Consider the following 16,036-nt stretch of genomic DNA (forward strand, 5'->3'; position numbering starts at 1 on the left):
TAGACCTGGTCCTTTTAAAAGTAAAACATTACTAGTCACTTTATTTATGATTTTCATTGACATATAAATTCAATTATGATAAATTATTTAAGTAATGCTTAAATACAGCCAATATAATCTTCCTGCGTTTTTATATGTACCAGGAGAGTACCAGGAGGTGTAGAGATGAGAATAAAAGTTACTTTAGCATGTACAGAATGTAAGCAAAGAAATTACGATACAATGAAAAATAAGAAAAATGATCCAGATAGATTAGAAATGAGAAAATACTGCAGATTCTGTCGCAAACACACTATTCATAAAGAAACAAAGTAATACATAGAGGCATATTAAATTTCAGGGATGTGAAATTATGAGTTCTGTAGAAAAGGTAAAAAAACTTAATAATGCATCTGAGAAAAAAGGTGGATTAATTAAATTTTTCAAGGAATTTAAAGCTGAGTTTAAGAGAATAACCTGGGCCTCTAGACAAGAAGTAAAAAAAGCAACCACTACTGTGTTAACTTTTTGCCTAATCTATATAGTAGCTATTACTGTATTTGATTTTGTGTTTAAAAATTTATCTCAGTTTATATTAAAATAAACATAAAAAAGGAGGTAGGGGTCGAGAAATACTCCCGTCCCTTGAATTATGGCAGAGAGAGCTAGATGGTATGTAGTTCACACATATTCAGGATATGAGAATAAGGTTAAAGCTAACCTAGAGAAGACTATTGAAAATAGAAATCTACATGATTGGATATGTGATGTTCAAGTTCCTATGGAAGAACAAATAGAAATAACTAAAGATGGAAAAAAGAAAGTAACACTTAAAAAGGTATTCCCGGGATACGTTCTTGTCAAAATGGTTATGACTGATGACTCCTGGTATGTAGTTAGAAATACCAGAGGTGTTACAGGATTTGTAGGACCTGGATCTAAACCTGTTGCATTAACTGATGAAGAAGTTAATTCCATGGGTATAGTAGATAGGATAATGGATATAGATTTCCAAGTTGGAGAGACCGTAAAGGTTGTTTCTGGTCCATTAGAAGATTTTGCAGCAGTTATCCAAGAGATAAATGTTGAAAAAAGAAAAATTAAGGCTTTAGTCAACATGTTTGGCAGGGAAACCCCTGTTGAACTTGATTTTAATCAGATAGATAAATTAGACTAATCAAAAGCGAAGGTTTACAAGTGGGAGGATTTTAAATCCGATTATACCACATTTATAGGAGGTGTAAATTATGGCTAAAAAGGTTACAGGAATGATAAAACTTCAACTTCCTGCAGGGAAAGCAACTCCAGCACCACCAGTAGGACCTGCATTAGGCCAACATGGTGTAAACATTATGGCATTTACAAAGGAATTCAATGCTAAAACAGCTAGTCAAGCTGGTTTAATAATTCCAGTTGTAATAACAGTTTACCAGGATAGATCTTTTAGTTTTATACTAAAGACTCCACCTGCAGCAGTATTAATTAAAAAGGCTGTTGGAATAGAAAGTGGATCTGGTGTGCCAAATAAGACAAAAGTTGCTAAGCTTACAAAAGAACAGTTGAAGCAAATTGCCGAAACTAAGATGCCAGACTTAAATGCAGCATCAGTAGAAGCTGCTATGAGCATGATTGCTGGAACAGCAAGAAGCATGGGCGTAACTATAGAAGAATAGTCAACGTTTTAAAAGTGGGAGGTAACAACCGCTAAAACCACGAAGGAGGTAATGAAATGTCTAAAGGAAAGAAATATATCGAAAGTGCTAAATTAGTTGATAAAAATGCTCTATACACTGCAGCAGAAGCTATGGAACTTGTTGTAAAGACTTCTAAGGCTAAGTTTGATGAAACTATTGAACTTGCTGTAAGACTAGGAGTAGATCCAAGACATGCAGATCAGCAGGTTAGAGGAGCTGTAGTTCTTCCACACGGAACAGGTAAAACTGTAAAAGTTTTAGTATTCGCAAAGGGAGATAAAGCTAAAGAAGCTGAAGCAGCAGGAGCAGATTATGTTGGAGCAGAAGAATTAGTAGATAAAATTCAAAAGGAAAACTGGTTTGATTTTGATGTAGTTGTTGCTACACCAGACATGATGGGAGTAGTTGGTAGACTTGGTAGAGTATTAGGACCTAAGGGATTAATGCCAAACCCAAAATCAGGTACAGTTACATTTGATGTTACTAAGGCTTTAGCAGATATTAAAGCTGGTAAAGTTGAATATAGAGTTGATAAAACTGCTATAATTCACGTTCCATTAGGAAAAGGATCTTTTGGTGCTGAAAAGTTAGTTAATAACTTCCATACATTAATGGAAGCTGTTATTAAGGCTAAACCAGCAGCAGCTAAAGGACAATATGTTAAATCAGTGGTTATTTCCAGCACAATGGGTCCTGGAATAAAAGTTAACCCAACAAAAGTTTTAGAATAGTATTGACATAGAGTCTAAAATTTGATATTATTTTAAAAGTTGAATAAGGCAATATACCGTAGACAGTAGGTGCGTAAGCATAACGAATTTCAACCTACCGAGGGTTCCAATATATGACTATATTTGGTTTCTCCGCGTCTACGGGAGAAACCTTTAATTTTATATAAATTAAACTGTGAGGAGGTGGACACACAGTGGCAAACAATAGACAGTTAAAAGAAGCTAAAGTAGCAGAAATAAAAGAAAAATTAGAAAAAGCAGAGAGCGTGATTTTAGCTCAATATCAGGGATTAACAGTAGAAGAAGACACTGAATTAAGAAGCAAGTTAAGAGAAGCAGGTGTTGAATATAAAGTTTATAAAAACACTTTAACTACTCTAGCAGCTAAAGAATTAGGTTATGAAGGAATGGTAGAATTTCTTCAAGGACCAATTTCAGTAGCTTTTGGATATGAAGATCCAACTGCACCAGCAAGAGTTCTTAATGACTTTGCTAAAGCTCATAAGAAACTAGAACTAAAGGGTGGATTAGTTCAAGGAGAAGTATATGATACTGACAAGATTAAACAGCTTGCTGATATACCACCAAGAGAAGTACTTATTGCAAAATTACTTGGAAGCTTCAAAGCTCCAGTATCAAACTTTGCATATTTACTAAATGCAGTTAAAGAAAAGAAAGAAACTGAGGAAACTCAAGCTTAATAATAAGAGAAAATTTGGAGGTGCTTAATAATGACAAGAGAAGAAATCATACAGGCTATAAAAGAAATGACTGTTTTAGAATTAAATGAACTAGTAAAGGCATGTGAAGAAGAATTTGGAGTAAGTGCTGCTGCACCAGTTGCTGTAGCAGGAGTTGCTGGAGCAGGAGCTGCAGCTGCTGAAGAAAAAACTGAATTCGATGTTGTTTTAGCTAACGCAGGATCAGAAAAAATAAAGGTTATAAAAGCTGTTAGAGAAATAACTGGATTAGGCTTAAAAGAAGCTAAAGAAATAGTTGACGGAGCTCCAAAGACATTAAAGGAAGCTGTAGCTAAGGACGAAGCTGAAGCAATGAAAGCTAAGCTTGCTGAAGTTGGTGCAACTGTAGAATTAAAGTAATTGCTTAAATATAATTCAAAAGAGGTACTTTCTAAGTACCTCTTTTTTTATAAGGTATATAATTTTGATAATAGTATTGACATCTTGTTATTGTTATGATAATATAATAAATTGCATTGATTATACATTATAGAATAAATATATTGTATTTATTTTAAAATATTGAATTAAATAAATAAAATTGGTTATAATATTATGATGCAATGCATACAACCCAGAAACACTAGGTGTTTTTGGTTATTTTTACTTTATGCAAGGGGTGAAATTTTAATGGTACATCCTGTCCAAGTGGGTAAAAGAACAAGAATGAGCTTTTCTAAGCTTAAAGAAGTTGGCGATATGCCAAATTTAATTGAGGTTCAATTAGATTCCTATCAATGGTTTTTGAAAGAGGGGCTTGAAGAGGTTTTTGATGATATTAATCCTATTCAAGACTATACAGGAAACCTTAACCTAGAGTTTATAGGTTACAAATTAGACATGGAAAATACAAAGTACTCCGTAGAAGAATGTAAGGAAAGAGACGCTACTTATGCAGCACCATTAAAGGTAAGTGTAAGACTTATTAATAAAGAAACTGGTGAAATAAAAGAACAGGAAGTATTTATGGGAGATTTCCCTCTTATGACCGAACAGGGAACTTTCATAATAAATGGAGCTGAAAGAGTTATCGTAAGTCAGCTGGTTAGGTCACCAGGTGTTTACTATAATGTTGCACTTGATAAGACTGGTAAGCCGTTATTTTCTGCTACAGTAATTCCAAACAGGGGTGCATGGCTTGAGTATGAGACAGATTCTAATGACGTAATATATGTAAGAATAGACAAAACAAGAAAATTGCCTATTTCTATTTTAGCTAGATCAATGGGCTTTGGAACGGATGCTGAGATATTAGATTATTTTGGTGAAGACGAGAGATTGAAGGCTACTATAGAAAAAGATAATACAAAAACTAAAGAAGAAGGTTTACTTGAAATATATAAAAGATTAAGACCAGGTGAACCACCAACAGTAGATAGTGCAATATCATTGATAGAATCATTGTTTTTTGATGCTAAAAGATATGATTTATCTAGAGTAGGTAGATATAAATTTAACAGAAAGTTATCCTTACATTTAAGAATTACAAACCAGGTTGCTGCCGAAGATGTAATAAATCCTATTACAGGAGAAATCCTAGTACAGAAGGGTGAAAAAATCGAGAGAGAAAAAGCTTTAGAGATACAAAATTCTGGAGTAAACAGGGTTGATATTCATGTAGATGACAAGGTTGTTAGAGTAATAGGAAATCATTTTGTAGATATACATAAGCTTATAGAGTTTAACATAGATGATTTAAATATTAAAGAATTAGTACATTATCCGACTTTAAAAGAAATACTAGATAATTATACTGAAGAATCTAGTATAAAGGATCAAATAAGAAAAAACATTCATAGATTGATTCCTAAGCATATAATAAGAGATGATATCTATGCAACTATAAGTTATGAGTTGGGATTGCCTTATGGAATAGGATATACAGATGATATAGACCATCTAGGGAATAGAAGGTTAAGGTCTGTAGGAGAACTATTACAAAATCAATTTAGAATAGGTCTTTCTAGAATGGAAAGAGTTGTAAAAGAAAGAATGACCATTCAAGATCAGGAATCTATAACTCCACAAGCGCTGATTAATATAAGGCCAGTGGCAGCTTCTATAAAAGAATTTTTTGGAAGTTCGCAGCTTTCACAGTTCATGGATCAAACAAATCCATTATCAGAACTTACACATAAGAGAAGATTATCAGCATTGGGACCAGGAGGACTTTCAAGAGAAAGAGCAGGTTTTGAAGTTAGAGACGTTCACCATTCACATTATGGAAGAATGTGCCCTATAGAAACGCCTGAAGGACCTAATATAGGTCTTATAAACTCACTTGCTACGTATGCGCGAGTGAATGAATACGGATTTATAGAAGCTCCATATAGAAAAGTTGATAAAAAAGAGTGCAGAGTAACTGACGAAGTTATTTATATAACTGCAGACGAAGAAGATCAGTATTTAATAGCTCAGGCTAACGAACCTTTAGATGAAGAAGGAAGATTTATTGATTCTAAGGTAACTGTAAGAGATAAAGAAGATGTACTTATAGTTCCTAAGGCAGAAGTAGATTTTATGGATGTATCTCCAAGACAGCTAGTTTCTGTAGCAACTGCTATGATACCATTCCTTGAAAATGATGATGCCAGCCGTGCGCTTATGGGTTCTAACATGCAGCGTCAGGCAGTACCACTTTTAAAACCTCAGGCACCTGTTGTAGGAACTGGTATAGAATACAAAGCAGCTGTTGACTCAGGGGTTCTTCCTAAGTCCAGAAATTCAGGAACAGTTATATATGTGAGTGCTAATGAAGTTAAAGTAAAAAGAGATTCAGATGGTGGAGTTGATACTTATAAACTATTAAAGTTTAAAAGATCTAACCAAGGTACTTGTATCAACCAACGTCCAATTGTAAGTAAAGGTGATAAAGTTGAAAAGGGAACTGTTCTTGCGGATGGACCATCAACTGATTTAGGAGAAATAGCATTAGGTAAAAATATTAGAATAGGTTTTATAACTTGGGAAGGTTATAACTATGAAGATGCTATGTTGATTTCAGAGGAACTTGTAAGAGAAGATGTATTTACTTCTATTCATATTGAAGAATATGAGGCAGAATCAAGAGATACAAAACTCGGACCTGAAGAAATAACAAGAGATATACCTAATGTTGGAGAAGATGCACTTAAGGATATAGATGAAAGAGGAATAATAAGAATAGGTGCAGAAGTAAGGTCAGGGGACATACTTGTGGGAAAAGTTACTCCAAAGGGTGAAACTGAATTAACAGCTGAAGAAAGACTTTTAAGAGCTATCTTTGGAGAAAAAGCAAGAGAAGTTAGAGATACTTCCTTGAGAGTTCCTCATGGTGAAGCAGGTATAATAGTAGATGTTAAGGTGTTCACAAGAGAAAATGGAGATGAACTTCCACCAGGAGTTAATAAGCTAGTTAGATGTTATATAGCTCAAAAGAGAAAGATATCTGTTGGAGATAAGATGGCTGGAAGACATGGTAATAAAGGGGTTATATCAAGAGTATTACCAGAAGAAGATATGCCATTTTTACCAGATGGAAGACCTCTGCAAATATGCTTAAACCCATTAGGCGTTCCTTCACGTATGAATATAGGGCAGGTGCTTGAAGTTCATTTAGGATGGGCAGCCAGTGAATTAGGATGGCATATTGCAACTCCTGTATTTGATGGAGCAACTGAATCTGAAATATTAGAATGCCTAACTAAGGCTGGTTACACTGAGGATGGAAAAACATTATTATATGATGGAAGAACAGGAGAAGCATTCCATAATAGAGTAACTGTTGGATACATGTATATTCTTAAACTTGCACATTTAGTTGATGATAAAATACATGCTAGATCTACAGGTCCATATTCGTTAGTAACTCAGCAGCCTTTAGGAGGTAAAGCACAGTTCGGTGGACAGAGATTTGGAGAAATGGAAGTTTGGGCTCTTGAAGCTTATGGAGCAGCACATACTCTTCAAGAAATATTAACAGTTAAATCTGATGACGTAGTAGGTAGAGTTAAAACTTATGAGTCAATAGTTAAGGGAGAAAACATTCCGGAACCTGGAGTACCAGAATCATTTAAGGTATTAATAAAAGAATTACAGGCTTTATGTCTGGATGTAAAAGTATTAAATGATGATAAGGAAGAAATAAAATTAAGAGAATCTATAGATGATGATCTAGAAGAATTAGATGTTAATATAGAGGGAACTGAGGAATTTGCTCCAGGACCACCTGAAGAAGAACTTATAGAAGAACTAAAAGATGACAATATAGATGAAGATATAGACTTAGAGGACTTCGATGATTTACCATTAGATGAGTTACAAAGCGATTTAGAATTAGGCGATTTTAATGATGAACATTAATCTGAAGGGAGGATATACCCTTGTTTGAATTAAATAATTTTGATGCACTACAGATAGGGTTGGCTTCACCTGAGCAAATTAGAGAATGGTCTAGAGGTGAGGTAAAAAAACCAGAAACTATAAACTACAGAACACTTAAGCCTGAGAGAGATGGATTATTTTGCGAAAGAATATTTGGACCTCAAAAGGATTGGGAATGTCATTGTGGAAAATATAAGAGAGTAAGATATAAAGGTATAGTTTGTGATAGATGTGGCGTTGAGGTTACTAAATCTAAAGTAAGACGTGAGAGAATGGGGCATATAGAATTAGCAGCCCCTGTATCTCATATCTGGTATTTCAAAGGTATCCCATCTCGTATGGGACTAATATTAGATATGTCACCAAGGTCACTAGAAAAAATATTATATTTTGCATCTTATGTAGTACTTGATCCTAAAGAAACTTCATTGTTAAGAAAGCAGCTTTTAAATGAAAAAGAATATAGAGAAGCTGTTGATAAATATGGTGAAGAAAGCTTTGAAGCAGGGATGGGAGCAGAATCTATTAAAAGATTGCTCGCAGAAATAGAGCTAGAAAGTCTTTCTAAAGAGTTAAAAGAAGGATTAAAAACTAGTACTGGACAAAAGAAAGTAAGGATAATAAGAAGATTAGAGGTAGTAGAATCATTTAGAAAATCCGGTAATAGACCAGATTGGATGATTATAGATGTTATACCTGTAATTCCACCAGATTTAAGACCTATGGTTCAGTTAGATGGTGGAAGATTTGCAACTTCTGATTTAAATGATCTTTATAGAAGAGTTATAAATAGAAATAACAGATTAAAGAAGCTACTAGACTTAGGGGCACCAGACATAATTGTACGTAACGAAAAAAGAATGCTTCAAGAAGCAGTAGATGCTTTAATAGATAATGGAAGAAGAGGAAGACCTGTTACGGGTCCGGGAAATAGACCGCTTAAATCTCTTTCTGATATGTTAAAGGGTAAACAAGGTAGATTTAGACAAAACTTACTTGGTAAGCGTGTAGATTACTCGGGACGTTCTGTTATAGTTGTTGGTCCAGAATTAAAAATGTACCAATGTGGTTTGCCTAGGGAAATGGCTTTAGAGTTATTTAAGCCATTTGTAATGAAAAAGCTTGTAGAAGGCGCGCTAGCACATAATATAAAAAGTGCAAAAAGAATGGTAGAAAGAGTTCAACCTCAAGTTTGGGATGTACTAGAAGAAGCTATATCAGACCATCCTGTACTTTTAAATCGTGCTCCTACGCTACACAGACTTGGGATACAGGCGTTCCAACCAGTATTAGTTGAAGGTAGAGCTATAAAGTTACATCCTTTAGTTTGTACTGCATATAATGCTGACTTTGACGGGGACCAGATGGCTGTTCACGTTCCGCTATCTGTAGAAGCTCAGTCAGAAGCTAGATTTTTGATGCTTGCAGCACATAACATATTAAAACCTTCTGATGGTAAGCCAGTTGTAGTTCCAACACAGGATATGGTTTTAGGATCATATTATCTAACTTTAGATAAAGATGGTGTAAATGGAGAAGGAAAAGCATTTTCATCACAAGATGAAGTTATTATGGCCTATGAAGTAGGTGCTATAGATATACATGCTAAAATAAAGGTTAGAATGTATAAAGAGGAAAATGGAGTAGTAGAATCAGGAATTATTGAAACTACGCCAGGTAAATTAATATTTAATGAAGCTATTCCTCAAGACTTAGGTTTTGTAGACAGAAGTATTCTTGAGAATAAGTTTAAATTAGAAGTAGAATTTTTAGTTAATAAATCTTCTTTAGGAAAAGTAATTAATAAGTGCTATCTGAAGCATGGTCCAACTAAAACATCTGTAATGTTAGATAAAATAAAGGCAAAGGGATATCATTATTCAACTATAGGAGCTATTACAGTTGCTACAGCAGATATGGTTGTGCCTGAGTCCAAAAAGACTTTGCTAGCAGAAGCAGATGAAGTAGTTAATAAAATAGAAAAGCAGTATAGAAGAGGATTTATATCTGAAGATGAAAGATATGAAAGAGTTATAGAAAAATGGACTAAAACTACAGATGAAATAGCAGACGCGCTTATGTCGAATCTAGATAAGTTTAATCCTATATTCATGATGGCAGATTCTGGGGCCAGAGGTTCTAAGAGTCAGATAAAACAGCTTGCAGGAATGAGAGGACTTATGGCTAATCCATCTGGTAAAATCATTGAATTACCTATAAGATCTTCATTTAGAGAAGGATTAGATGTACTTGAGTACTTTATTTCTACACATGGTGCTAGAAAAGGTAATGCAGATACAGCATTAAAAACGGCTGACTCAGGTTATCTTACCAGAAGACTTGTTGACGTTAGTCAGGATGTTATAGTAAGAGAAGAAGATTGTGGAACTACTGAATCATATGAAGTTTCAGAAATTAAAGAAGGTAATGAAATAATTGAAAGTATTTCAGAAAGACTTACTGGAAGATATGCAGGGGAAGACATAGTTGATCCTAACACAGGAGAGGTTTATGCATATAGGGATTCTTATATGGATACTAAAGTTGCCGATAGAATTGAAAATGCAGGCATTAAAAAGGTTAGAATAAGATCAGTCTTTACTTGTAAATCCAAACATGGAGTTTGTGCTAAGTGTTACGGAATGAATATGGCAACTGCTGAAAAAATAAATATTGGAGAAGCAGTTGGTATAGTAGCAGCTCAAAGTATAGGTGAGCCTGGAACTCAGCTTACAATGAGAACTTTCCACACTGGTGGGGTTGCTGGATCTGATATAACACAAGGTCTTCCAAGAGTTGAGGAATTATTTGAGGCTAGAAAACCAAAAGGATTAGCTATTGTTACAGAAATTTCTGGTACTGTAAGAATTGAGGAAACAAAGAAAAAGAGAACAGTAGTAGTTGTAAATGAATCTGGAGAAGAAATGAGCTATGATATTCCTTTTGGTTCAAGATTAAAAGTAGCAAATGGTGATGTAATAAGTGCAGGAGATGAAATTACAGAGGGTTCTGTAAATCCGCATGATATAATAAGAATTAAGGGTGTTAAGGGAGTTAAGAACTATCTATTATCTGAAGTGCAAAAGGTCTATAGACTACAAGGTGTTGATATAAATGATAAGCATCTTGAAGTAGTAGTAAGACAAATGACACGTAAGGTTAAAATAGAAGATTCAGGTGATACTGAGTTATTACCAGGAACAATGATTGACATTTTTGATTTTAATGAAGAAAATGAAAGAGTTGAAGCCTTAGGAGGGCAGCCTGCATTAGGAAGAATTGCTCTCTTAGGAATTACAAAGGCATCACTTGCTACAGAATCATTCTTGTCAGCAGCGTCCTTCCAAGAAACAACTAGAGTATTAACTGATGCTGCTATAAAAGGGAAAATAGATCCTTTACTAGGATTGAAAGAGAATGTAATTATAGGTAAATTGATTCCAGCAGGTACTGGAATGACAAGATATAGATCAGTTAAGCTTAGTACAGATAAGGAGTCAGAAGGGTTAGAACAGAATGCTGACGAATTAACAAATGAAATAAAAGCTTAGCATGAATTATGTTGACAGGATTAAATTAAGGTGATAAAATACACCTGTATGCTTACAAAGAAGAGGTAAAGATACAAGCTTTACCTCTTGTAATATGTCAAAAGGGGGATTAAGAATGATCGACAGGCTTAAAGGCAAAAAAGTTGTCGGTTTTAAGCAATCTTTGAGAGCTATTAAAAGTGGAACTGGCAAAAAGGTATATATTGCTAAAGATGCTGATAATAAGTTAGTAGAAGAAGTTAAAATTGCTGCTCAGTATAATTCCCTTGATATAGTATACATTGACACTATGAAAGAACTTGGAAAGCTGTGTGGCATAGAAGTTGGAGCAGCCACAGCAGTTATACTAAATGAATAGTTGCTGATTCTTAAATTTAATTTATAGAATTTTAGTCGAATACATTGAGGAGGTGTAATAATGCCAACTATTAACCAATTAGTAAGAAAAGGTAGAAAAGCGGTAGAAACTAAGTCAACAGCACCAGCATTAAAGCAATGCCCACAAAAAAGAGGAGTGTGTACTGTAGTTAAGACTACTACTCCAAAGAAGCCTAACTCAGCATTAAGAAAAGTTGCGAGAATTAGACTTACAAATGGATATGAAGTTACTGGATACATTCCAGGTATAGGACACAACTTACAGGAACACAGTGTTGTTCTTATAAGAGGCGGAAGAGTTAAAGATCTTCCAGGTGTGAGATATCACATCGTTAGAGGAGCACTTGACTCAGCTGGAGTTGCAAACAGACTTCAAAGCAGATCAAAGTATGGTGCTAAGAGACCAAAACAAAAATAATCTAAACTAAATTGGTGCTGTGTCTTCGGCGTTTATATATAAATATTCATAAATTTGCAGAAGTACAAAGCACTTTACGGTTAAGGTTTTTAGCCGAGTACCGATGAACTTAAACTTTTAATTGTTAAGGAGGGAAGAAAAGTGCCAAGAAAAGGACATATAGCAAAAAGAGATGTGTTACCAGATCCAATGCACAATAGCAAAGTAGTTACTAAACTTATAAACAGTATAATGGAAGACGGAAAAAGGGGAGTAGCTCAAAAAATATGCTACGATGCATTTGAAATAATTCAAAACAAAACTCAGAAAGAACCTATGGAAGTGTTTGAAGCAGCAATGAACAATGTAATGCCTTTACTTGAAGTAAAAGCAAGAAGAATTGGTGGTGCTACATACCAGGTTCCAATGGAAGTAAGACCAGAAAGAAGACAGACATTAGGTATTAGATGGATTCTTGCTGCAACTGCAAAAAGAGGCGAGAGATACATGAGAGAAAGACTTGCTGCTGAATTAATGGATGCAGCTAATAATACTGGTGCATCTGTTAAGAAAAGAGAAGATACTCATAAAATGGCTGAAGCTAATAAGGCTTTTGCACATTACAGATACTAATATTAAAATAAAACTGTTTTGGTATATTACCAAGGCAGTTTTCTCAAATTTTAAAATTGATTTCGTTAGCAAAAACGAGAGGAGGAAATACAGTGGCAAGACAGTTTCCATTAGAAAGATTTCGTAATATAGGAATAATGGCTCACATAGATGCAGGAAAAACTACAACTACAGAGCGTATATTATTCTATACTGGTAAAACTCATAAGATAGGTGAAGTACATGAAGGTGGAGCTACCATGGACTGGATGGTTCAGGAGCAGGAGAGAGGTATAACAATAACATCTGCTGCTACAACATGTATGTGGAAAGATCATGTTATAAACATAATAGACACACCAGGACACGTAGATTTTACCGTTGAAGTTGAAAGATCACTAAGAGTACTTGACGGAGCTGTTACAGTTCTTACTGCAAAGGGTGGAGTTGAACCACAGACTGAAACAGTATGGAGACAGGCAGACAAGTATAAAGTTCCAAGAATGGCTTATGTTAATAAGATGGATATAATAGGAGCCGATTTCTTTAGAGTTGTAAACATGATGAGGGATAGACTTCATGCAAATGCAGTTCCAATTCAGCTTCCAATAGGAAAAGAAGATTACTTCAAAGGATTTGTTGACCTAATAACTCAAGAAGCTCATATATATGAAGATGATCTTGGAACAGTTATGGACACAAGTGCAGTTCCAGAAGATATGAAGGACTTAGTTGAAGAATACAGAGCTGCAATGGTAGAAGCTATAGTAGAAGTTGATGAAGAATTAATGATGAAGTATTTAGAAGGCGAAGAAATAACAGTTGATGAATTAAATGATGCTTTAAGAAAAGGTGTTATAGCTAATAAGATAGTTCCAGTTATTTGTGGTTCCTCTTATAAAAACAAAGGCGTTCAGCCGATGATAGATGCTATAGTTAAATACATGCCTTCACCAGTAGACATTCCTGCAATAATGGGTCATGATGAAGATACTGGAGAACAAATGGAAAGACATGCATCTGATGAAGAGCCAATGTCTACATTAGCATTTAAAATAGCTACTGATCCATTCATTGGTAAGCTAGCATTCGTTAGAGTTTATTCAGGTGTAATGACAAGTGGTACATATGTATATAACTCTACAAAAGGTAAAAAAGAAAGAGTTGGTAGATTAGTTAGAATGCACGCTAATCATAGAGAAGAAGTTGAAGAATTACGTGCAGGAGATCTTGGTGCAGTAGTAGGATTAAAAGATACTACAACTGGAGACACTCTATGTGATGAAAAAAATCCAATCATTCTTGAAAAGATGGAATTCCCAGAACCAGTTATATCTGTAGCTATAGAGCCAAAGTCAAAAGCTGGTCAGGAAAAAATGGGTATAGCTTTATCAAAGCTTGCAGAAGAAGATCCAACATTTAGAACATTTACAGATCAGGAAACAGGTCAGACAATTATTCAAGGTATGGGAGAACTTCATCTAGAAATAATTGTTGATAGACTTCAAAGAGAATTTAAAGTTGAGTGTAACGTAGGTGCTCCTCAGGTTGCTTATAAAGAAACTATTAGAAAAGCTGTTAAAGCAGAAGGTAAGTTTGTAAGACAGTCTGGTGGACGTGGACAATACGGACATTGTTGGATTGAATTGATACCATCAGAAGGAGAATACGTGTTTGAAAATGCTATTGTTGGGGGATCTATTCCAAAGGAATTTATATCTCCTATTGATAATGGTATAAGAGAAGCTTCAAGAACTGGTATAATTGCAGGATATGAAGTTCTTAACTTTAAGGTTAGATTATTCGATGGTTCATACCATGATGTTGACTCCTCTGAAATGGCGTTTAAGATTGCTGGTTCTATGGCATTCAAGAATGCAATGGCAAAGGCAGATCCAGTATTGCTTGAACCTATGATGAAGGTTGAAGTAACTGTTCCTGAAGATTATATGGGAGATGTAATTGGTGACATTAACTCCAGAAGAGGTAGAATCGAAGGTATGGAAGCGGATAATGGGGCACAAATTATTAGATCATTTGTACCACTTTCCGAAATGTTTGGATATGCAACTACTTTAAGATCAAAAACACAGGGTAGAGGAGTTTACTCAATGACATTTGATCATTTTGAAGAAGTTCCAAAGAGTATACAAGAACAAATATCAACATCAAAATAATTGTTTAACATAAAGGAGGAAATAAAAAATGGCAAAGGCAAAATTTGAAAGAAACAAACCCCATGTAAACATAGGAACAATAGGTCACGTAGACCATGGTAAGACAACATTAACAGCAGCAATAACAACAGTATTATCAAAAAAGGGATTTGCTGAAGCGTTTGACTATGCATCAATAGATAAGGCACCAGAAGAAAGAGAAAGAGGAATTACAATCAACACAGCACACGTTGAATATCAGACAGAAAACAGACACTATGCACACGTTGATTGTCCAGGACATGCTGACTATGTTAAGAACATGATAACAGGGGCAGCACAGATGGATGGAGCTATCTTAGTTGTAAGTGCAGCAGATGGTCCAATGCCACAGACAAGAGAACACATACTACTAGCTTCCAGAGTTGGAGTTGAAAAAATAGTAGTATTCTTAAACAAAGCAGATATGGTAGATGATCCAGAATTAATCGAATTAGTTGAAATGGAAATAAGAGAATTATTAAGTGAATACGGATTCGATGGAGACGAAGCACCAATCGTAGTAGGATCAGCACTACAAGCATTAGAAAACCCAACAGATGAAGAAAAGACAAAACCAATAATGGACTTAATGGCAGCAGTAGATGAATATATCCCAACTCCAGAAAGAGCAACTGACAAACCATTCTTAATGCCAGTAGAAGATATCTTCACAATCACTGGAAGAGGAACAGTTGCAACAGGAAGAGTTGAATCAGGAATATTAAAAGTAGCTGATGAAGTAGAAGTAGTAGGATTAACTGAAGAAAAGAGAAAGACAGTAGTAACAGGAATAGAAATGTTCAGAAAGTTACTTGATTCAGCAATGGCAGGAGACAACATTGGAGCATTATTAAGAGGAGTACAGAGAGATGACATCGAAAGAGGTCAAGTATTAGCAGCACCAAATTCTGTACACCCACACAAGAAATTCGTAGGTCAAGTATACGTATTAAAGAAAGAAGAAGGCGGAAGACACACACCATTCTTCGACGGATATAGACCACAGTTCTATTTCAGAACAACAGACGTTACAGGATCAATCAAATTACCAGATGGAATGGAAATGGTAATGCCTGGAGACCACATAGACATGAAAGTTGAATTAATCACTCCAATAGCTATGGATGAAGGATTAAGATTCGCTATCAGAGAAGGTGGAAGAACAGTAGGTTCAGGTGTTGTTACTACAATAGAAGAATAATAAAAAAATTGTTGAAAATTTTCAAATCAAGGTATATACTTTAGCTATGCATAGCAAAAGAAGAGTGTTTTACACTCTTCTTTTTTATAAAGTGTAGATATATAACATATATTAGGCTGTTAGATAAAATAAAAAAAATACTTGTCAACTTTAAAGAAATAGTGTATACTATAGAAGTTGTATTGTGATAACA

14 protein-coding genes and 1 other annotated feature are annotated in these 16,036 nt (G+C 34.8%); all 14 genes read left to right on the top strand.

Translation table 11 applies throughout. From position 1 onward, the window contains the following. The first annotated feature begins 165 nt into the window (after positions 1–165). Complete coding sequence (gene rpmG, locus BSD9I1_RS17010) at positions 166–315, top strand: 50S ribosomal protein L33 (RefSeq protein ID WP_035311710.1); 150 nt, start codon at positions 166–168, stop codon at positions 313–315. A 37-nt stretch (positions 316–352) separates the two neighbouring features. Then, positions 353–583: a preprotein translocase subunit SecE gene (secE, locus tag BSD9I1_RS17015; RefSeq protein ID WP_035311709.1), complete on the top strand. Its 231-nt coding sequence runs from the start codon at positions 353–355 to the stop codon at positions 581–583. Between the two features lie 48 nt (positions 584–631). Further along, positions 632–1,156 carry a transcription termination/antitermination protein NusG gene (gene nusG, locus BSD9I1_RS17020; protein ID WP_035311708.1) on the top strand — a complete coding sequence of 175 codons (525 nt, stop codon included), beginning with the start codon at positions 632–634 and terminating at the stop codon, positions 1,154–1,156. A 70-nt stretch (positions 1,157–1,226) separates the two neighbouring features. Next, positions 1,227–1,652, top strand: coding sequence for a 50S ribosomal protein L11 (gene rplK / locus BSD9I1_RS17025; RefSeq protein WP_035311707.1), 426 nt, complete (start codon positions 1,227–1,229; stop codon positions 1,650–1,652). A gap of 56 nt (positions 1,653–1,708) precedes the next feature. After that, entirely contained in the window at positions 1,709–2,404 is a 696-nt protein-coding gene (gene rplA / locus BSD9I1_RS17030; protein WP_035311706.1) for a 50S ribosomal protein L1, read from the top strand. Positions 2,405–2,442: 38 nt separating this feature from the next. Beyond that, positions 2,443–2,571 (top strand) — a sequence feature (ribosomal protein L10 leader region). A 27-nt stretch (positions 2,572–2,598) separates the two neighbouring features. Further along, positions 2,599–3,105, top strand: a complete 507-nt coding sequence (rplJ, locus tag BSD9I1_RS17035; protein WP_186431329.1) for a 50S ribosomal protein L10 — start codon at positions 2,599–2,601, stop codon at positions 3,103–3,105. Between the two features lie 30 nt (positions 3,106–3,135). Beyond that, the gene (rplL, locus tag BSD9I1_RS17040) at positions 3,136–3,504 is read left to right on the top strand and encodes a 50S ribosomal protein L7/L12 (RefSeq protein WP_035311703.1); all 369 of its coding nucleotides are present in this window, start codon (positions 3,136–3,138) and stop codon (positions 3,502–3,504) included. 270 nt (positions 3,505–3,774) lie between these two features. Beyond that, positions 3,775–7,485 carry a DNA-directed RNA polymerase subunit beta gene (gene rpoB / locus BSD9I1_RS17045; RefSeq protein WP_186431330.1) on the top strand — a complete coding sequence of 1,237 codons (3,711 nt, stop codon included), beginning with the start codon at positions 3,775–3,777 and terminating at the stop codon, positions 7,483–7,485. 20 nt (positions 7,486–7,505) lie between these two features. Continuing rightward, entirely contained in the window at positions 7,506–11,057 is a 3,552-nt protein-coding gene (rpoC, locus tag BSD9I1_RS17050; protein WP_186431331.1) for a DNA-directed RNA polymerase subunit beta', read from the top strand. Between the two features lie 115 nt (positions 11,058–11,172). After that, positions 11,173–11,415 (top strand): ribosomal L7Ae/L30e/S12e/Gadd45 family protein, encoded by a 243-nt coding sequence (locus tag BSD9I1_RS17055; protein WP_186431332.1) that lies wholly within the window; start codon positions 11,173–11,175, stop codon positions 11,413–11,415. A 60-nt stretch (positions 11,416–11,475) separates the two neighbouring features. Continuing rightward, complete coding sequence (gene rpsL, locus BSD9I1_RS17060; RefSeq protein ID WP_186431333.1) at positions 11,476–11,853, top strand: 30S ribosomal protein S12; 378 nt, start codon at positions 11,476–11,478, stop codon at positions 11,851–11,853. A gap of 141 nt (positions 11,854–11,994) precedes the next feature. Continuing rightward, entirely contained in the window at positions 11,995–12,465 is a 471-nt protein-coding gene (gene rpsG, locus BSD9I1_RS17065) for a 30S ribosomal protein S7 (protein WP_035311697.1), read from the top strand. Positions 12,466–12,557: 92 nt separating this feature from the next. After that, complete coding sequence (gene fusA, locus BSD9I1_RS17070; protein ID WP_186431334.1) at positions 12,558–14,621, top strand: elongation factor G; 2,064 nt, start codon at positions 12,558–12,560, stop codon at positions 14,619–14,621. Positions 14,622–14,649: 28 nt separating this feature from the next. Continuing rightward, on the top strand, positions 14,650–15,843 hold the full coding sequence (gene tuf, locus BSD9I1_RS17075) for an elongation factor Tu (protein ID WP_186431328.1): 1,194 nt from the start codon (positions 14,650–14,652) through the stop codon (positions 15,841–15,843). The last annotated feature ends 193 nt before the right edge of the window (positions 15,844–16,036 follow it).

Source organism: Clostridium sp. BSD9I1 (assembly GCF_900185645.1).
In the GTDB taxonomy this organism is placed as follows: Bacteria; Bacillota; Clostridia; order Clostridiales; family Clostridiaceae; genus Clostridium_AK.